Raw genomic sequence first — 17982 nt, 5'->3', positions numbered from 1 at the left:
ATCTCGATCGTTAGGTTCGATGAAATTGACATGTCGCTCGCGGTGACTGTCAGCCTCCGCTGTCAACGCCGGTCTCGGCCACGGCTTCCAGGCGGGCGGCGATCTCGCGACGCAGGGTCCGCCGCAGTTCCGCTGCCCGATAGCGTCGTTCCTCGGTCGGCCCTTTCACTTCCAGAACCGGTACGGCCGAGGGGCGGCCCTCATCGTCCACTGCCACCATGGTGAAATAGCAGGAATTGGTGTGGCGACGGGTGCCGGAGCGGATGTTCTCCGCTTCAACCCGGATGCCGACCTCCATCGATGTCCGCCCGGCATGGTTGATCGAGGCAAGGAAGGTAACGAGTTCGCCCACCTGGATCGGCTCCTTGAACATCACCTGGTCGACGGACAGCGTCACCGCATACTGGCCCGAGAAGCGCGAGGCGCAGGAGAAGGCGACACGGTCGAGCAGGTTGAGCAGTGCGCCGCCATGCACCTTGCCGCTGAAATTGGCCATGTCGGGTGTCATCAGCACGGTCATTTCGAGGCGGCGGCGATCCATGGCGTTTTCCCAGGCTAGGTTGCTCGCCGCCGAGTGTAATGGAGAAATCTGCAGGACCTCAAACGCACGCGGGATTTCCCGACATGGGGCCCAGGCATAGGCAATGGCTGGAAGCTTTTTTCGATCAGGTCCTGCTCACCGGCTGGGAACGCAAGCGGCCGGCGATGGAGGGATCCGCGCGGCGGCAGAGTTGCGGCGACAGGTCCTTGAGGATGAGCTCAAGATCGGCGACCGCCATGCTGCCGATCTCGAACAGGGCATCCCTGGTGCCACCGGTGCGATGGGCCGAGAATACCATGTTCGGCGTGGTCCGCATCGGATCGTCGGCCGGAACCGGCTCGACCGGGAAGACGTCGGTGGCCACACGGATATGGCCGCTGCACGCGGCCGCGATCATGGCCGGGAAATCGACGACCGCCGCCCGGCTCATCAAAAGGAAGGCCGAGCCCTTCTGCATGCGGGCAAATTGTGGGGCGCCGATGAAATGGGCGTTTTCCGTGGTGGGGGCGGCGAAAACCACGACAAAGCGGCTGCGTTCCAGCAACTCATCCAAATCGGTTTGCCGGCAATCCAGCCGCTCGATCGTTTCCGCCGGCAGCCAGGGATCGTAGACCCTGACCTCGTTGCGGAACGGGCGGATGAGTTCGCGGAATTTGCGGCCGAGATCCCCGAAGCCGATGATGCCGACCGGGGCGCCCTCGAAGCGGATGGTGTCGAGATTGGCTTCCAGGCCATAGGTCTCGGTGCCGGCCCGGAAGGCGCGGTCGGCGGCACTGATGCCGCGGGCGAGGTCGAGGGCGAGGCCGAGCGTGGCTTCCGCCACCGGGGCTGCGAAAGCGGAGGCCGGTGTCAGCACCCAGATGCCGCGCGCCTGGCAGGCCGCATAATCGATATTGGGCAGGAAATTGGTCTCGACATTGATGATGGCTTTGAGCCGCGGGGCCCGCTCGAGCCTTTCGGCGGACATTGCCGTCTGCCCGATGATGGCCACGGCATGGGGCAGCAGCGCCTCGATCTCGTCGTCGTTCATCGGCCTGGCCTCGCTGATGACCAGGCGTCCGAGGCGTTCGAGGCGGGCTCGCACCGATGGTGCCATGATCTGTTCGAGCGTACGCGGTAGGGGGTCGACGAGAATGACGGGCGTGGCCATGGCAGGTCCTGTGCACGGAAACCCGCAAAGCATGAAGGGTCGCGACGGAGTCTGCAATGGTCAGACCATAAGGGTTTGACGGCAGAGCCCGTGAATGCGTAAATCGGAATATGTACAGCGCCACCACGCGGCATATCAAAGTGACGGTCCGCCCCCGTTTCCTTGCCGAGGAATCGCGGCCGGCGGACGGGCGTTATTTTTGGGCCTATACCGTCGAGATCGCCAATATGGGCCCGGAAACGGTACAGCTGCGGTCGAGGGCCTGGGAAATCACCGACGAGAATGGTCGCCGCGAGGAAGTCAGGGGCGCCGGCGTTGTCGGCGAACAGCCCGTACTGGAGCCCGGCGAGCGCTTCGAATACACTTCCGGCTGCCCGCTGGGAACGCCGTCCGGCCTGATGGTGGGCACCTATTTCATGGTGGCCGACAGCGGCGAGAATTTCGAGGTCGCCATTCCGGCCTTCTCTCTCGACAGTCCCTACGCCAAGCGCAGCGTCAACTGAGGCTCGGGCGGCCTTAGGCCGGTATTCATCCTCCGATTTTGACCTAGTACGCCGAAAAGCGAAGTCTTTCTGTTGAAAGCAACAAGGAAGTGCTTTATATATTCGGCATGACCGGAAAGCCTGATGCCACCATGGTTTTCGTCCTGGCGCCGACCGCCGAAGATCGCGGCGCGCTGCAGGCGACCCTCGTCGCCTACCGCCAGGCGATGGCCATTCTCGACGGGACCAAGGGAGCCAATCTCGTCGCCCTTCACGAGGAGGCCTATGAGGAGATCCGCCTGAAGACGGGGCTGCCTTCGCGCATGGCGACCCTGGCCCTGCGCGATCACAGCCGGCGGCAGCCGGGCGAGGCGATCGACGACATTCCGCTCGATTCCAAGCTGTTCGCCGTGAAGGGGCCAGACAGTGTCAGCATCGCCACCATCGATGGCCGGGTGGTCATGCCCTATTCGGTGAGCGGCTATCACGGTGGCTGGGACGATTTCGCCGAAGCCCGCCTCGTCTTCGAAGGCCCGTCGCTGCGTATCGACGTCGGCGTGCAGGCCAGCATCCACCCTCAAAAGGAGACCCCGATGTCCAATGAAGGTATTCTCGCCCGGCTCGGGCGGGTCATCGCCGGTGTCGTCAACAATGCGGTCGATACGGCGGAAGCAGCCAATCCCACCGCCGTCGCCCAGCAGGCCGTGCGCGAGATCGGCAAGATCGCCGAAGAGGCGCGCGCCGCGCTCGGCGTCGCCGTCGCCGCCGGGCACCGCCTCAAGGCCAAGGCCGATGATCTCGATGCCGAGATCCGCGACCTCGACGGCAAGATCAGGGTCGGCCTCAAGAAAGGGCGCGAGGATCTCGCCCGCGCCGCGACCGGCGTCCAGATCGATCTGGAAGCGCAGCGCGAAGCGCTCTCCAAGGCGATCGCCGAGAATGCGGGGGAGATCGCGGAGGCCGAAACCACGCTGCGCAGCATTGCCTCGGCCCGGGCCGACGCCCAGAAGCGGCTGGAGGATGCCAAGCGGGCGGAGCGCGCCGCACCTGCCGCCGTGACGCCCTCGCAGCGCAATGATCAGCGGCTCGCCGACGCGCTGGCGGCGGTGGAACGCGTGACCGGCGTGCCGGTCAAGCCCACCACCGGCGCCGCCGAAGTCGAAGAACTCGGCCAGTTGCAGCGCCAGGATGCGATCGAGGCGCGGCTCAGAGCCTTCAGGGATGGCCAGCGATGATGGGCAGCCTCGTCCAGCCGGGTACGGCACCTTTCTGGGTGGCATTGCTGACGGTGGTCGGCCTCGGTGTGGTCGAACTCGTCTCGATGCTGCTGGGCGCCTCCGTCTCGGCACTGCTCGACGACGGTCTTGGTTTTCATGCGTCGGGCGATCATGCGCCCGGCGACCATGATAGTGGCCTGCTCGGCGCCTGGGCTTCCTGGCTCAATGCCGGCGGCGTGCCCCTGCTGGTGCTGATCGTCATCCTGCTGTCCGCTTTCGCCGTGTTCGGCTTCGCCATTCAGGCGGTGGCCTCCAGCCTCGCCGGGCCATTGCCGGCCGTGATCTCGGTGCCCGGCGCACTGGCGGCCGCGATCCCCGCCACGCGCTGGCTGGGCCGGGGCGTGGGCAAGATCATCCCGCGCGAGGAAACCAGCGTGCTCAGCCAGGACGAGTTCATCGGCCTGACCGGCACGGTGACCATCGGGCCGCTCGACCAGGGCAATCCCGGCAGCGTGCGGGTCAAGGACCGCTACGACAATTTCCACGCCCTGCGTGCGAAAGCCGCGCCGGGGCATGTCATCGAGACGGGCGCGCTGGCGCTGATCGTGGATGGGGCCGACGGCCTCTTCCAGGCCATTCCCGCACCGCAGGCACTCGACAGCGACAGCAACAGGAGCTGAACCATCATGGACTTCTTCTCAGTGGGGCTCATTGCCGGAGTCATCGTGACGGCGATGGTCGTCATCGGCATCATCATGACGACGCTCTACACCAGGTCCACGCGCGACAAGGCCTATGTGCGGACCGGGCTGGGCGGCAAGAAAGTGGTGCTCGATGGCGGCTCGGTCATCCTGCCCATCTTCCATTCCTATTCCTGGGTGTCGCTGAGCACGCTCAGGCTCGAGGTCAAGCGCTCCGAATATGAATCGCTGATCACCAAGGACCGCATGCGTGCCGACATCACCGCCGAGTTCTATGTCCGGGTGAAGCCCGATGCCGAGAACATCGCGCTGGCCGCCCAGACCCTGGGCGATCGCACCAACGACGCGGATGCTCTCAAGACCCTGGTGGAAGCCAAGTTTGTCGACGGCCTGCGTTCGGTGGCGGCGACGATGTCGCTGCGCGACCTGCAGGAGCAGCGCGCCGAATTCGTCAAATCGGTGCAGGCGGCCGTGGCGCACGATTTGCAGTCCAACGGCCTGGAGCTGGAATCGGTCTCGCTCACCCGTCTCGACCAGACCGACATCAAGCATTTCAACCCGAACAACACGTTCGACGCCGAGGGCTTGACTGCGCTCACCAAGATCACCGAGGAGCGCAAGCGCGAGCGCAACCAGATCGTGCGCGACAACGAGGTCGAGATCGCCACCAAGGACCGCGAGGCCGCCCTCAGGCGCCTCACCATCGAGCGCGAGCAGCGCGATGCCGAGCTGACCCAGGAGCGCGACATCGCCAACAAGACGGCGGAAACCCGCGCCGAAACCGCCAAGGCCGAGCAATTGGCACGCCTGAGCCAGGAAACGGCCCGGCTCGATACCGACCGGGGCATTGCCGAGCGCGACGCCGAGGCGCGCCAGGCTCGCGAGGCGGCGCGTATCGGTGCCGAGCAGGGCATTGCCGAACGTGAGGCCGTCGCCCGCAAGATCACCGAAACGGCTCGCATCGACGCGGCGATCACCGTCGCCCGCAAGATCGAGGAGGAGCAGGCTGCCCGTGCCAAGGCCGATGAGGCGAAGGCAGCCGCCATCACCGCCGAGGAGCAGGTGACCACGGCCCGCGAGGTCGAGATCGCCGAGCGCGCCAAGCGCATCGCCGTGATCGATGCCCGCAAGGCCGCCGAGCAGGAGGCGACCGCCATCACCGTCAAGGCCGAGGCCGAGCGCCAGGCCGCCGAGAATCTCGCCGCCGCTACCAAGATCCAGGCCGATGCCGAGGCACAGGCCGCCAAGATCCGTGCCACCGGCGTGGTCGAACTGGGCGAGGCGGAAGCGCGGGCCGAGCGGGCCAAGAACGAAGCACGCAACGCATTGGCGGAAAGCGTCATCGGCTTCGAGCTCGCCAAGGCGCGTGTGGCGATCGTGCCGCAGGCGCTCGAACAGGCGATGAAGCCGATCGAGAAGATCTCGGACATCCGGATCTTCAGCGCGGGCGGGCTGGCCGGTGCCGTTGGCAATGGAGGAAACGGCGAGGCGGGCCATCCGATCGGCGATCTCTCCAGCCAGCTTCTCAGCTTCACGGCCCAGAAGCCCATTCTCGACGAAATCCTGGCCCAGGCCGGTTTCCGGGGCGCCGATCCGACGCAAGCGTTGCTGGCTGCATCGCTTGGTGGCGGGCACAAGGCGCCGGCTGCAAGCCGCAGCGAAGAGCCTGCGCGTCATACGCAGTCGGACGACACCAAGCACCACGATTGAGACTTGAACGTCGCGGAGCAATTTGCGGTATGGAAGCCAGCGCAAATTGCTCCGCCATTCTTCGGAGACGGGAAAAGCAACCGCTGCCGTGCCGCCTGGCCTGTCGGGATGTGGCTTCCAGCAATGCTCGCTCTTTCCAACCGGCCTGTCTTCACCTATGCAAGGTCGATTCCCGCCCCCAAACAGCCCACAGCCATGCACGGTAACGCTGCCCGATATATCGAAGTGAGGGTCTGGCCGCGTCTTCCTGTCGAGGAAATACGGCTGGAGAGGGAATGCCGTTGGCGGCGCCGGGAAGACGGCATGGCTTCCCCGCCGGACAAGTCCGGACATGGCATTGATCGAATGCCGTGATGCTGAAGTCTCCGCACGCCCTGTTGGACGAGGCTGTCCGGGCACATAAGGCCGGCCGGCTGGCCGAAGCCCAGTCCCTCTATCGCAAGGCCGTAGCCTTGCAGCCGACTAACAGCCCAGTGCTGCGGCTTTATGGTGTCTGCCTGCAGCAGCAGGGGCAGTTGAACCAGGCGATCGCGCAATTCCGTCGTGCCATTGCCGCCCAGCCGAGCAATGCCGAAGCCTGGCGCAATCTCGGCGTTGCCCTGCAGGACAAGGGCGACATGGCCGGCGCGGTCGAGGCTTACCAGAAGGCCATCGGCTGGCAACCGGGCTATGGGGAAGCCTTTCGCAATCTCGGCAATGCGCTCGCCGTTCAGAAACGCTGGAACGAGGCGGTCGTGGCGTATCGTGAAGCCCTCCGTCTCAAGCCGGATTATGCGGAAGCCCATACCAATCTCGGTGCGGCGCTGCTGGAAAAGGACGATATCGAGGGAGCCATAGAGGCGCATCAGCGTGCCATTGCCCTCATGCCCCGGTTCGTGCCAGCGCATAACAATCTCGGCTTGGCCCTGTTGCGCAAGGGAGCCTTCGAAACGGCTGTGCGGGTCCTCCGGCGGGCCGTTGCCCTGCAGGCGGATTATGCGGAGGGCCATAGCAACCTCGGTGCGGCCTATGACGCTCTTGGCCACAAGGAAGAAGCTCGTCATGCATTGCGGCATGCCTGCGAGCTGGCGCCCGCCAACGCACATTGCCTGCTCAACCTCGGCCTTCACCTGCAGCAGCATGGCATTCATGACGAAGCGCTGGCGGTCCACGGGCGCATCGCCGCACTGAAGCCTCGCAGCGTCGATCCCTATTTCAACATCGCCGGCATTCACGCCGCCAGGGGCGACCACGATGCTGCGCTCGTGGCCTTTCGCGGGGCCGTCAAGGCACAGCCCGCCGACGCCAATGCGCATCTCGCCCTGGGTTTCTATCTCCTTGGCCTCGGCGATTATCGCGAAGGGTTCAGTGAATATGAGTGGCGCCGCCGTACCGACGGCTATCGCACATTCGTCGGCGATCGGCCGGAATGGCGCGGCGAGGACATCGCTGGCAAGACCATTTTTCTCTATCATGAGCAGGGCCTCGGCGATGCCTTGCAGTTCTGCCGCTTTGCCCGGCTCCTCCGCAGGCGGGGCGCCGAGGTTCGCCTGGAGGTGCACCCGCCGCTGCGTGCGATCATCGCCGAGGCATTCCCCGAATTGTCGGTATTCGCCGCACCGGAAGAAGCGGGCTTCTTCGATGTCTACGCGCCCCTCATGAGCATTCCACATCGTCTTGGCCTGCCGCGCGAAGACATCGAGGGCCTCCCTTATCTGGCGGCCAGGCCCGATCGTGTCGAGACATGGGCTGGGCACCTGCCGGAGGGGTTCAATATCGGTGTGGTCTGGCAGGGCAATCCGCAAGGCGCCATCGACCGCGGGCGTTCGATTCCACTGATCGAGTTTGCGCCGCTGGCTCGGGTGAAGGGGGTCAATCTCATCAGCCTTCAGAAGAATTTTGGTCTCGATCAGCTCGATCAGCTGCCTGATGACATGGTGGTGCGGCGAATGCCGGCTTCCTTCGACGGCGGCAGCGATGCCTTTCTCGATACGGCAGGCCTGATGCAGAGCCTCGACCTGGTCGTGACCTCCGATACCTCCGTGGCGCATCTGGCCGGCGCCCTGGGACGTCCGGTCTGGCTCATGCTCAAATATGCGCCGGATTGGCGCTGGGGGTATGTGGGAAAGACGTCGCCCTGGTACGATTCGATGCGCCTGTTTCGGCAGGCGCGCCCGGGTGACTGGAGTTCACCATTCGCCCAGGCCGCCGAAAGCCTCGCCGCGTTGACCAGAGGAGCGTCATGACTGCCCCCACCCAGGCCCTGATTCCGGTGTCTTATGGAGAATTGCTGGATAAGATCTCCATCCTGGAGATCAAACAGGAGCGCATTGCCGACGCCGTGCGCAGGGCGCGCGTGAGCGACGAGCTTGGCTTGCTGCGGGTCGTCTGGCGGGATAGCGGACGCGAAGCCCCGGAGGTGCTGGCTGTCTATCGCGCCCTCAAGGACGTCAACCTTCGTCTGTGGGAGATCGAAGACGAAATCCGGGACCATGAGTCACGCAGGGATTTCGGATCCGGTTTCATCGAATTGGCTAGAGCGGTTTACAAGACCAATGATCGTCGATCGGCTCTGAAAGACCGGATCAATACACTGACGCAATCGTCCCTTTCCGAGCAGAAGCTCTATTCATCATATTGATTGCTTTTGCGTCTGACATTTGCGGTATATCGGTATTTCCTCAGCGTCGCTTGGCGTCCTGCGATTTTAATGGTCTCGCGATGATTATCTTTAAACGCGTTGCAATTTTTCGAATATTCTCCGAAGTGTCGTGTTTTTGTTGCAGGTGTGTTGCTTAATTATCACGCGCATTCCCGAACCTGCGGAGGAATAAGTTATTTCATCATGACCGTCTTGCGAATTGCCTGACGAATTCAATAGCCTTGATCCCACAATATTGGGATCTGTCACTCAAATGAATTATCTTGTTCGTGGTCTTCTCGGTTCCTCTTTCCTCGTCGCTGCCGGCCTGGCAATGAGCGGCCCGGCATCGGCGCAGCCGGTATCATCAAACCGTTCCGATGCCGTCGCGCCCGTCTTCAGCTGGCAGGGCTTCTACGCCGGCGTGATCGGCGGCTATGGCCATATGCATGCCGAGGGCAGTGCCGCCCATCCCGCCGGTCCCGATATCACGACGACCACCTTCTTCACCTCGGGGTCTGGAACCTTTACTTTCACCGATACCGTGCCGGGCGCGCCGGCGGATGCCGCGAATTTCAGCATGAACGACGAGAGCTGGTTCCTGGGCGCCGAGGCGGGCTACGATCATGATCTCGGTCCCGTCGTGGTCGGCGGTGTGGTCGACTTGGCGGGGTCGGGCATGTCTGGTCGTACGGTCGCGGGTGACAGCGCGATCAAGGTCGGGCTGGATTGGTTCGGTACCGCGCGCGTGCGCATCGGGCTGCCGATCGATCGGTTCCTGGTCTATGGCACCGGCGGCCTGGCGATCGGCGGGATCAAGACGGACCTGAGCACACCGCTCGGGGCGACGTCCGATCGCTTCACCAAGGTCGGCTGGGCGGCTGGTGCCGGCGTCTCCTATGCCGTGACGGAAAAGGTCGTGCTCGATCTCAGCTATCTGCATCTCGGGTTCGGCTCGCACAGCGTATCGGGTGCGGCCGGAAGGGCCAAGGTCAAGCTCTCCAACGATCTGATCCGCTTCGGGGTGAGCTACAAGTTCGATTGAGCGCGCGCCGGAGCCGGTCTCCGGCGGTCGCCGCCTCCGCGATGCTGTCCCATCAACGCTGCCATTGACAGCATCGCCCTCGCGCCTAATATATTTTTCGTCGAAACAGCCGCCCTCAAGCAGCAACCTTGGGGCGGCGTTTTGATTTTTTGGCCCAAGCGTTCTGCGATTTGGCGGCTTCGCCATCAATCGCAAGATGCGTCGGAACCAAGAGTTGGAACAAAGTGCTGTTTCGCCGAAGCGCGCTTTGCTCTTGTCATCATGATGTTCCAGGACTGTCTCAAACCTCTAGAATTGCCAACCTGAAAGCCACACCCGTGAACGCCTCCGTCAAACCTCAGCCGTCCCATGATTCCGCCCCATCGGCCATCCTGCCGACTTATGCCCGAGCGGACGTGGCTTTCGAGCGAGGCGAGGGCGTCTGGATGATCGGCTCGGACGGCGAGCGCTATCTCGATTTTGGCGCGGGTATCGCCGTCAATTCGCTCGGCCATGCCCATCCGCATCTGGTTTCGGCGCTGACCGAGCAGGCCCAGAAGATCTGGCATACCTCCAACCTGTTCCAGATGCCGGGCGGCGAGAAGCTGGCCCGCCGGCTGGCGGATGCCACCTTCGCGGACAAGGTCTTCTTCACCAATTCGGGGGCCGAGGCGCTCGAATGCGCCATCAAGATGGCCCGCAAATACCAGTCGGCCAACGGCCATCCCGAGCGCTTCCGCATCATCACCTTCGAAGGGGCCTTCCACGGCCGTACGCTGGCGACCATAGCGGCCGGTGGCCAGGCCAAATATCTCGAAGGCTTCGGCCCCAAGGTCGATGGTTTCGACCAGATCGCCTTTGGCGACCACGAGGTGCTGGACCGGGCGATCACGCCGGAGACGGCCGCTATCCTGGTGGAGCCGATCCAGGGGGAGGGCGGCATCCGCACCCTCCCGCAGGCCTGCCTGAAGGGCATGCGCCAGCTCTGCGACGCCAAGGGCCTGCTGCTGATCTTCGACGAGGTGCAGACCGGCGTCGGACGCACCGGCAAGCTGTTTGCGCATGAATGGGCGGGCGTGACGCCCGACATCATGGCGGTGGCCAAGGGCATCGGCGGCGGCTTCCCGATGGGCGCCTGCCTCGCCACCGACGAGGCGGCCAAGGGCATGACTGCGGGCGTGCATGGCACCACCTTCGGCGGCAACCCGCTCGCCATGGCAGTGGGCAATGCAGTGCTCGACGTCGTGCTCGAGGAAGGATTCCTGGAGCATGTCGCCAAGGCCGGCCTGCTGCTGCGCCAGCGTCTGGCCGAATTGAAGGACCGCTTCCCCGATATCATCGAGGAGATCCGGGGCGACGGTCTGATGCTGGGTTTGCGTACGCGCGTGGCGCCGGGCGAGTTCGTCGGTGCCCTCCGGGCACAGAAGCTGGTGGCCATTCCGGCCGGCGACAATGTCACGCGGTTGCTGCCGCCGCTGATCATCTCGGATGAGGAGCTTCTCGAAGGCGTGCGCCGAATCGAGGCTGCCTGTGTCGCCCTCTCGCACAAGCTCAAGGCTGCCGGACATTGACGATGTTGAAGCATTTTCTCGATCTTTCCGATCTTCCCACCCAGGACCTGCGGGCCGTTCTCGATCTCGCCGCTTCGATCAAGGCCAAGCGCGTGAAGGGCAAGGTGGCCGGCGAACGCCCGCTCACCGGCAAGGTGCTGGCCATGGTGTTCGAGCAGCCCTCGACGCGGACCCGCGTTTCCTTCGATGTCGGCATGCGTGAGCTTGGGGGCGAGACCCTGATGCTGACCGGCGCCGAGATGCAGCTCGGCCGCGGCGAGACCATCGCCGACACCGCGCGCGTGCTCTCGCGCTATGTCGACGCGGTTATGATCCGCATGCTCGACCATGCGGCGGTACGCGAGCTGGCGGCCAACGCCTCGATCCCCGTGATCAACGGCCTCACCAAGCTCTCCCATCCCTGCCAGATCATGGCGGATATCCTGACCTATGAGGAGCATCGCGGCCCGATCAAGGGCAAGACGGTAACCTGGACGGGCGACGCCAACAATGTGCTGACTTCCTGGATCGAGGCAGCGCAGCGCTTCGACTTCACCATGCGTGTCGCCGCGCCCCAGGATCTTTCGGTGCGCAAGGAGGTCGCCGACTGGGCCCGTGCCAACAAGGCCCGGCTGGAAATCGGCACCGACCCGCGCGAGATGGTCGAGGGAGCCGACTGCGTCGTTACCGATTGCTGGATTTCGATGGGTGATTCCGAAGGCTATCGCCACAATCTGCTGCGGCCCTACCAGGTCAATGCCAAGCTGATGGCGCTTGCCAAGCCCGACGCCCTGTTCATGCACTGCCTGCCTGCCCATCGCGGCGAGGAGGTGACGGACGAGGTGATCGACGGGCCGCAATCGGTGGTGTTCGACGAGGCCGAGAACCGCCTGCATGCCCAGAAGGGCGTGCTCGCCTGGTGCTTGGGGCAGGCTGCGGCATGAGCGAGCCCCATCTGATGGAAGACGATCACATCCTGCCCTTCCAGGCCGAGGGCCTGGACGTGCGGGGCCGTGTCGTCAGGCTCGGCCCTGCCATCGATACCATTCTGCGCCGCCACGATTATCCCGCGCCGGTGTCGCGCGCGCTCGGCGAGGCGACGGCCTTGGCGCTGCTGCTCGGCACTACGCTGAAATTCGACGGCCGCTTCATTCTGCAGACCCGCACGGACGGGCCGGTGCGGATGCTGGTGGTCGATTTCCAGGCGCCGGACCGGGTGCGGGCCTGCGCCACCTTCGACAAGGAGGCCGTAGCTGCCGCCATCGACGCGGGCAAGACCAGCACGATCGAGCTGCTCGGCAGCGGCCATCTTGCCATGACCATCGACCAGGGGCCGGACATGGCGCGCTATCAGGGTATCGTCGCCCTGGAGGGCGAGAGCCTGGAAGCGGCGGCGGACCAGTATTTTCGCCAGTCCGAGCAGATTCCCACCCGCGTCCGCCTGGCCGTGGCCGAGAATTACGTGGCCGGGGAGGGGACGAGCTGGCGCGCGGGCGGCATGATGATCCAGTTCCTGCCGTCTTCGCCCGAGCGCATGCGCATGGCCGACCTGCCGCCGGGCGACGCGCCCGAGGGTGCCGAGGTGATGCAGCATCGCGAGGACGATGCCCAGGAGGACGATTCTTGGGTGGAAGCCAAGCTTCTGATGGGCACCGTGGAGGATCACGAGCTCACCGATCCGAACGTCTCAGCCGAGGAACTGCTCTATCGCCTGTTCCACGAGCGCGGAGCCCGAGTGTTCGAGAGCTCGGCCATCATCGAGAAATGCCGCTGCTCGCGCGAGGCCGTCACCACCATGCTGCGCAATTTCTCGCAAACCGATCGCCGCGACATGGTCGCCGACGACGGGTCGATCACGGTGACCTGCGAGTTCTGCAACGCCCGCTACGAGTTCGACAAGGCCGAGACGGAAGAACTGGTGAACGCCTGATCCTGGGAGCGCGGGCCTCTTGCCCGCTCTTCCTTTCCTTGCTCGCGCCGTTTTCAAGAGCGGGCAGGATGCCCGCGCACCCGGAAATCTCATGCCCGCACGTTATACCCCTGCCGAACTCACCGCCAAGCTGGTCTCCTTCGATACGGTCAGTTCCCGCTCCAATCTGGCGCTGATCGATTTCGTTGCCGATTACCTGGCTGGACATGGCGTCGACAGCATCCGCATGCCCAATGCCGCCGGCGACAAGGCTGCTCTGCTTGCCACCATCGGCCCAACCGATCGGCCGGGGGTGGTGCTCTCCGGCCATGTCGACGTGGTGCCGGTGGAGGGCCAGGCCTGGACGGCGCCGGCCTTCGAGGCGCGACTGGAGGGCGATCGCCTTTATGGCCGCGGCACCTGCGACATGAAGGGCTTCGTTGCCACTGCGCTTGCCCTTGTGCCCGACTTCCTGGCGATGAAACTCAAGGCGCCTATTCATATCGCCATCTCCTATGACGAGGAAATCTCCTGCCTCGGCAGCCTCGACATGATTGCCCGCTTCGGCCAGGACTTGCCTTTGCCGCGCGCCTGCATCGTCGGAGAACCGACGCTGATGGAGGTGGTCGATGCGCAGAAATCGCTCGCCGGCTACCTTACGCGCATCACCGGCCGCCCAGCCCATTCGGCCATGCCGGCCCTCGGCGCCAACGCCCTGCATGCGGCCGCCCGCATCATCAGCCATCTCGACGATATCGCCGACGAGCTGCAGGCGGCGGGCGATCCCTCGGGTCGGTTCGAGCCGGGCTATTCCACGGTGCAGGCCGGCCTCATCCAGGCCGGCAAGGCCATCAACATCGTGCCGGACGAGGCGCGCATCGTCTGGGAATGCCGCGGCCTGCCCTCCCTGCCGGTGGAGTTCGTACCGGACCGGATCCGTGCCTTCAGCCAGGAAGTCGTGCTGCCACGGCTGAGGCGCAACGCACCCGAGGCGGATATCGTGACCGAACTCGACGTGGCCGTGCCGGCGCTCTCGCCCGAGCCCGGTTCCTATGCCGAGACGCTGGCCCTGCGCCTTGCCGGGCGCAACCGTACCCAGGCCGTTTCCTACGGCACCGAGGCCGGTCATTTTCAACTTGCCGGCATTCCTACCGTGATCTGCGGTCCGGGCTCGATCAAGCAGGCGCATGGCGCCGATGAATGGATCGCCCTGTCCGAGCTCGAGGCCTGTGCCAGCTTCCTCAAGCGGCTCGGCCAGACGCTGGAGGTTTGAGGCGATGTTCTACGAGCCGCGCAAGGGCGACCACGGCCTGCCCCATGATCCGTTCAAGGCCCTGGTGACGCCGCGCCCGATCGGCTGGATCACCACGATGTCGGCGGCCGGAGCCATCAATCTGGCGCCGTTCTCCTTCTTCAACGCCTTCCAGTCGCGGCCACATCTGGTCGGCTTCGCCGCAGATGGCCGCAAGGACAGCGTCGTCTTCGCCGAGGAGACGCGTGAATTCGTCTGCAATCTCGTCACCGAGGATTTGATCGACGCGATGAACGCCACCTCCGCGAGGTTGCCGCGCGGCCAGAACGAAATGGAGCACGCCCGGCTCGAAGCCGCGCCCTCGCGCCTGGTGAAACCGCCGCGCGTGGCGCGTGCCGCCGCCGCATTGGAGTGCCGCTGGACCCAGACGATCCATCTCGTCGACGCGGAGGGCGCGCCGAGCGACGCCTGGCTCGTGTGCGGCGAGGTGGTCGGCATCCATGTCGATGACCGCTTCATTCGCGACGGCCGCGTCGATACCGCTGCGATGCGCGTGGTCTCGCGCCTGGGCTATCGGGACTATTCCGTAGTGGAAAGCACGTTTGAACTGGAACGCCCGACCTAGCGGCCGCTTGCATCTCCAGTCGTCGGAGGTAATTGTTACCTCTCTATAGTGACGGATCTTGGGGCGGGCGCTGGTATGATCAGGGGCCGACGCAAGATGTCGGTTGCGTTGACGTCGATCCAGTTACGCCACAAGCGGAGGCTCCATGCTCAAGGAATTCAAGGAATTTGCCCTTAAGGGCAATGTCGTCGATCTCGCCATCGGTGTGATCATCGGTGCAGCGTTCAGTCTGATCGTCACCTCGCTGGTTGACGACATCATCATGCCAATCATCGGTGCAATCGTCGGAAATGTTGATTTCTCCAACTTGTATGTTCGCCTGAGCTCCGCGATTCCTGATGGCTTGTCGCTGGATGACGCGCGTAAGGCCGGTGCCGTCTTCGCCTATGGCAAGTTCATTACCGTCACCGTCAAGTTCCTGATCATCGCCTTCGCGCTCTTCCTGGTGGTGAAGGGCATCAACCGGGTCAAGAATCTGAAGCCTGCGGCCGAGGCAGCCCCTGAGGCGCCTCCTCCTCCGCCGGCCGATATCCAGCTGCTGACGGAAATCCGCGACCTGCTCGCCAGACGATAAGCCCATTATGCGGCGGCCTTTTCCGCAAGGTGGAGAGGCTGCTCGCATTCATGCATGCCGGCGATGGAAACCATTCCAAGTTTTGGTTTCTGCCGCTCGCACGGATGTCATAAGGTCCGGCATTCCCATTGCAAGGATGATGCCGTGACTGCCGCCGTCGAGACGATTCCCGCCGCCCCCTCCTTCCTCGATGGCCTCAGGCCGGAAGCGCTCGGCGCGCCGGAAAGCGGCATCGTCGAGGTGATGAATTACGGGCGTACGCGCCAGGGCATGATCCCGCTCTGGGCCGGCGAGGGCGACGTGCCGACGCCGGCTTTCATCACCGAGGCGGCGACACGGTCGCTGGCGGCCGGCGAAACCTTCTATACCTGGCAGCGCGGCATTCCCGATCTGCGCGAAGCCTTGGCGCGCTACCACACCAGTCTTTTCGGCAAGCCGTTCTCGGCCGATCGCTTCTTCGTCACCCAGTCCGGCATGCACGCGATCCAGACGGCGGTTCGCCTGATCGCCGGCGTGGGCGACGAAGTGATCGTGCCGACACCGGCCTGGCCGAATTTCGCGGCGGCCATTGGCGTGGCCGGCGCCAAGCCGGTGATGGTGCCCCAGATCTTCACCGAGCAGGGCTGGAAGCTCGATTTCCAGCGCCTCGCCGATGCCATCACGCCGCGTACTCGCGGTATCTTCATCAATTCGCCGTCCAATCCCACCGGCTGGGTCGCCACCTCGGAGGATATCGCCTTCGTGCTCGATCTGGCGCGCCGGCACGGGCTGTGGATCTTTGCCGACGAGATCTATACGCGTTTCCACTATGCCGGCGGCCGCGCCCCTTCCTTCCGCGACATCCGTACGCCGGAGGATCGCATCATCTTCACCGACACCTTTTCGAAGAACTGGGCGATGACCGGCTGGCGCATTGGCTGGATCGAAGCGCCGCCCGAGCTCGGGCAGACCATCGAGAACCTCATCCAATATTCCACCTCGGGAGTCGCCACCTTCCTGCAGCGTGCCGGCATCGCGGCGCTGGAGCGGGGCGAGAGCTTCGTCGAGCATCAGATCGCCCGTGCCCGCCAGGGCCGCGACATCGTCATCAGCGGCCTGAGTGCCACCGGCAAGGTGCGCTTCGCCCCGGCGAGCGGCGCCTTCTATCTGTTCTTCTCCGTCGAGGGGAAACCGGATGTGCGCCGCCTGGGGCTCGAAATCGTCGACCAGGCCAATGTCGGCCTCGCGCCCGGCACGGCCTTCGGGGCCGGCGGCGAGGGCTTCATGCGGCTGTGCTATTTGCGCAGCCCCGAGCAGCTCCAGGTCGCCACCCAGCGCCTGGTCGATTGGTTGGAGAAGATCTGAGGAGCGCAAGAGGCGGACAAGATGTCCGCTCTTGCCGGATTTACGGCTTGGCGCCGAGCCGCGACAGGCCGCCCTTGGCCGGCTTGTTGGCGGGGTCTAGTTCCAGCGCCTTGTTGAAATCGGCGATGGCATCGTCTCGCTCGCCCCGGCTCTCATGGATGCGTGCGCGTGTGACGAAATAGTCGGTCACGTGGCTATCGGCGGCGATGGCGGCGTCGGCATCGCGCAGCGCCTCGTCATAGCGATCGGCGGCGAGATAGGTCAGGGCCCGTTCGTTGAGGGTATCGGGCTTGTCCTTGGTGAGTTCCAGCGCCTTGGCAAGGTCCGCGAGGGCATTGTCGTAGTCCCCGAGTTCGCGCCAGATGATGCCGCGCGAGACATAGGCCTGGTCGCTGCTGGGCTGTTCGCGGATTGTCTCGTCATAATCGGCCATCGCCTCGTCATAGCGATGCAGGGCAGCAAAGAGCTGTCCGCGTTCCAGGCGGGCGGACGGGAAATTGGTATCGAGCGCGAGCGCCTTGGTATAGTCGGCGATGGCGGCTTCGGTGTCGCCGAGCTGCCATTGCACGAAAGCGCGGCTGAAATAGGCGGAATCGAAATCGCTGTCGAGGTCGAGCGCCTTCTGCAGGTCTTCCAGGGCGCGGGTATAGTCCTTCATCTCGATGAGAGAGCGGGCCCTGGCGTAGAAAGCGTTCTTGTAGGTCTTGTCGAGCCGGATGGCCTGCGTGTAGTCGTCGATGGCGGCCATATGCTCCTCGAGGGCACGATGGGCATCGCCGCGGCCCTTATAGGCCTCTTCCTCGCGCCCGTTGAGGGCGATGGCCGCATCGAAATCCTTGATCGCCTCCTCGTTGCGATCGAACTGGAGCAACGCGAAGCCGCGATTGACCAGCGGGAGCGCCGAGCGCTTATTGACGGCGATCACGGCGGCATAGTCGGCCAGCGCGGCATCCATCTCGCCGAGGCGGGACTGGGCGTCGGCCCGCGCGGTCAGGCTGGCGGCATCACGCGGCCGCAAGTCGAGTGCCGCGCTGAAATCTGCCACTGCCTTGCCATCGTCGCTGTTTTCCGCATAGGCCTGCCCGCGCCGGAAATACACCAATGCCCGGGTCGATTTGGCCAGTTTCCGGTCGAGCAATTGCGTGCACGCGGGAATGCGCTGCTCGGCCGCTCCTTTCGAGCAATCCCTGTCGGCGCTGTCGGCGAGAGCGGGCGTGCCGGCGCAAAGAGCAAGCAGGACAAGGGCGGGGCGCAAAAGGGCGGTCATACCGGGCACGGTTCCA

Annotated in this window: 17 protein-coding genes; 14 read left to right on the top strand and 3 right to left on the bottom strand. The window is 64.5% G+C overall.

Translation table 11 applies throughout. The features are described 5' to 3' along the window. Nucleotides 1–49: 49 nt before the first annotated feature. On the bottom strand, nt 50–541 hold the full coding sequence (locus tag ABXS05_RS20055; RefSeq protein WP_311942721.1) for an acyl-CoA thioesterase: 492 nt from the start codon (nt 539–541) through the stop codon (nt 50–52). 124 nt (nt 542–665) lie between these two features. After that, on the bottom strand, nt 666–1691 hold the full coding sequence (locus ABXS05_RS20050) for a hydroxyacid dehydrogenase (protein ID WP_367625166.1): 1026 nt from the start codon (nt 1689–1691) through the stop codon (nt 666–668). Between the two features lie 110 nt (nt 1692–1801). Here ABXS05_RS20050 and apaG point away from each other — a divergent pair, with 110 nt between their 5' ends. The 14 genes from apaG to ABXS05_RS19980 all read left to right on the top strand — a co-directional run bounded on the left by apaG (nt 1802) and on the right by ABXS05_RS19980 (nt 16699). Beyond that, entirely contained in the window at nt 1802–2194 is a 393-nt protein-coding gene (gene apaG, locus ABXS05_RS20045; protein ID WP_311942718.1) for a Co2+/Mg2+ efflux facilitator ApaG/CorD, read from the top strand. A 107-nt stretch (nt 2195–2301) separates the two neighbouring features. Next, the gene (locus ABXS05_RS20040; protein ID WP_367625165.1) at nt 2302–3408 is read left to right on the top strand and encodes a PspA/IM30 family protein; all 1107 of its coding nucleotides are present in this window, start codon (nt 2302–2304) and stop codon (nt 3406–3408) included. Continuing rightward, nucleotides 3405–4070: an OB-fold-containig protein gene (locus tag ABXS05_RS20035; protein WP_367625164.1), complete on the top strand. Its 666-nt coding sequence runs from the start codon at nt 3405–3407 to the stop codon at nt 4068–4070. Before ABXS05_RS20040 ends, ABXS05_RS20035 begins: the two co-directional genes overlap by 4 nt. Before the next feature lie 6 nt (nt 4071–4076). Beyond that, nucleotides 4077–5801, top strand: coding sequence for a flotillin family protein (locus ABXS05_RS20030; protein ID WP_311942710.1), 1725 nt, complete (start codon nt 4077–4079; stop codon nt 5799–5801). A gap of 353 nt (nt 5802–6154) precedes the next feature. Then, nucleotides 6155–8026, top strand: a complete 1872-nt coding sequence (locus ABXS05_RS20025; protein WP_367625163.1) for a tetratricopeptide repeat protein — start codon at nt 6155–6157, stop codon at nt 8024–8026. After that, a complete protein-coding gene (locus ABXS05_RS20020) occupies nt 8023–8421 on the top strand; it encodes a DUF6165 family protein (RefSeq protein ID WP_311942706.1) in 399 nt (132 codons plus the stop codon). Before ABXS05_RS20025 ends, ABXS05_RS20020 begins: the two co-directional genes overlap by 4 nt. Before the next feature lie 274 nt (nt 8422–8695). Then, entirely contained in the window at nt 8696–9466 is a 771-nt protein-coding gene (locus tag ABXS05_RS20015) for an outer membrane protein (RefSeq protein ID WP_311942703.1), read from the top strand. A 317-nt stretch (nt 9467–9783) separates the two neighbouring features. After that, nucleotides 9784–11016 (top strand): aspartate aminotransferase family protein, encoded by a 1233-nt coding sequence (locus ABXS05_RS20010; protein WP_367625162.1) that lies wholly within the window; start codon nt 9784–9786, stop codon nt 11014–11016. Nucleotides 11017–11018: 2 nt separating this feature from the next. Next, entirely contained in the window at nt 11019–11939 is a 921-nt protein-coding gene (argF, locus tag ABXS05_RS20005; RefSeq protein WP_367625161.1) for an ornithine carbamoyltransferase, read from the top strand. After that, nucleotides 11936–12925, top strand: a complete 990-nt coding sequence (locus tag ABXS05_RS20000; RefSeq protein WP_367625160.1) for an Hsp33 family molecular chaperone — start codon at nt 11936–11938, stop codon at nt 12923–12925. The genes argF and ABXS05_RS20000 overlap by 4 nt, the downstream gene beginning before the upstream one ends. Before the next feature lie 91 nt (nt 12926–13016). Next, nucleotides 13017–14177, top strand: a complete 1161-nt coding sequence (argE, locus tag ABXS05_RS19995; protein ID WP_367625159.1) for an acetylornithine deacetylase — start codon at nt 13017–13019, stop codon at nt 14175–14177. Between the two features lie 4 nt (nt 14178–14181). After that, a complete protein-coding gene (locus tag ABXS05_RS19990) occupies nt 14182–14781 on the top strand; it encodes a flavin reductase family protein (RefSeq protein WP_367625158.1) in 600 nt (199 codons plus the stop codon). A 145-nt stretch (nt 14782–14926) separates the two neighbouring features. Beyond that, nucleotides 14927–15355 carry a large conductance mechanosensitive channel protein MscL gene (gene mscL, locus ABXS05_RS19985; protein WP_367625157.1) on the top strand — a complete coding sequence of 143 codons (429 nt, stop codon included), beginning with the start codon at nt 14927–14929 and terminating at the stop codon, nt 15353–15355. 144 nt (nt 15356–15499) lie between these two features. Next, nucleotides 15500–16699 carry a pyridoxal phosphate-dependent aminotransferase gene (locus ABXS05_RS19980; RefSeq protein WP_367625156.1) on the top strand — a complete coding sequence of 400 codons (1200 nt, stop codon included), beginning with the start codon at nt 15500–15502 and terminating at the stop codon, nt 16697–16699. A gap of 40 nt (nt 16700–16739) precedes the next feature. Here the strand turns inward: ABXS05_RS19980 and ABXS05_RS19975 are convergent, their stop codons facing one another. After that, a complete protein-coding gene (locus tag ABXS05_RS19975) occupies nt 16740–17966 on the bottom strand; it encodes a tetratricopeptide repeat protein (protein ID WP_367625155.1) in 1227 nt (408 codons plus the stop codon). Between the last annotated feature and the right edge of the window lie 16 nt (nt 17967–17982).

The sequence above is a fragment of the Labrys neptuniae genome, assembly GCF_040797145.1.
GTDB classification, from domain to species: domain Bacteria; phylum Pseudomonadota; class Alphaproteobacteria; order Rhizobiales; family Labraceae; genus Labrys; species Labrys neptuniae.
The sequence above is the reverse complement of the archived record's forward strand: the minus strand, read 5'-3'. Positions and strand labels throughout refer to the sequence as shown.

Excerpts from the sequence above, each read along its gene's own strand:
- ABXS05_RS20025 (WP_367625163.1), top strand. The coding sequence starts at position 6,155 with ATGCTGAAGTCTCCGCACGCCCTGTTGGACGAGGCTGTCCGGGCACAT.
- argE (WP_367625159.1), top strand. The coding sequence starts at position 13,017 with ATGCCCGCACGTTATACCCCTGCCGAACTCACCGCCAAGCTGGTCTCC.
- ABXS05_RS20020 (WP_311942706.1), top strand. The coding sequence starts at position 8,023 with ATGACTGCCCCCACCCAGGCCCTGATTCCGGTGTCTTATGGAGAATTG.
- mscL (WP_367625157.1), top strand. The coding sequence starts at position 14,927 with ATGCTCAAGGAATTCAAGGAATTTGCCCTTAAGGGCAATGTCGTCGAT.
- ABXS05_RS19990 (WP_367625158.1), top strand. The coding sequence starts at position 14,182 with ATGTTCTACGAGCCGCGCAAGGGCGACCACGGCCTGCCCCATGATCCG.
- ABXS05_RS20030 (WP_311942710.1), top strand. The coding sequence starts at position 4,077 with ATGGACTTCTTCTCAGTGGGGCTCATTGCCGGAGTCATCGTGACGGCG.
- ABXS05_RS20035 (WP_367625164.1), top strand. The coding sequence starts at position 3,405 with ATGATGGGCAGCCTCGTCCAGCCGGGTACGGCACCTTTCTGGGTGGCA.
- ABXS05_RS20050 (WP_367625166.1), bottom strand. The coding sequence starts at position 1,691 with ATGGCCACGCCCGTCATTCTCGTCGACCCCCTACCGCGTACGCTCGAA.
- apaG (WP_311942718.1), top strand. The coding sequence starts at position 1,802 with ATGTACAGCGCCACCACGCGGCATATCAAAGTGACGGTCCGCCCCCGT.
- ABXS05_RS20055 (WP_311942721.1), bottom strand. The coding sequence starts at position 541 with ATGGATCGCCGCCGCCTCGAAATGACCGTGCTGATGACACCCGACATG.
- ABXS05_RS20000 (WP_367625160.1), top strand. The coding sequence starts at position 11,936 with ATGAGCGAGCCCCATCTGATGGAAGACGATCACATCCTGCCCTTCCAG.
- argF (WP_367625161.1), top strand. The coding sequence starts at position 11,019 with ATGTTGAAGCATTTTCTCGATCTTTCCGATCTTCCCACCCAGGACCTG.
- ABXS05_RS20040 (WP_367625165.1), top strand. The coding sequence starts at position 2,302 with ATGACCGGAAAGCCTGATGCCACCATGGTTTTCGTCCTGGCGCCGACC.
- ABXS05_RS19975 (WP_367625155.1), bottom strand. The coding sequence starts at position 17,966 with ATGACCGCCCTTTTGCGCCCCGCCCTTGTCCTGCTTGCTCTTTGCGCC.
- ABXS05_RS20015 (WP_311942703.1), top strand. The coding sequence starts at position 8,696 with ATGAATTATCTTGTTCGTGGTCTTCTCGGTTCCTCTTTCCTCGTCGCT.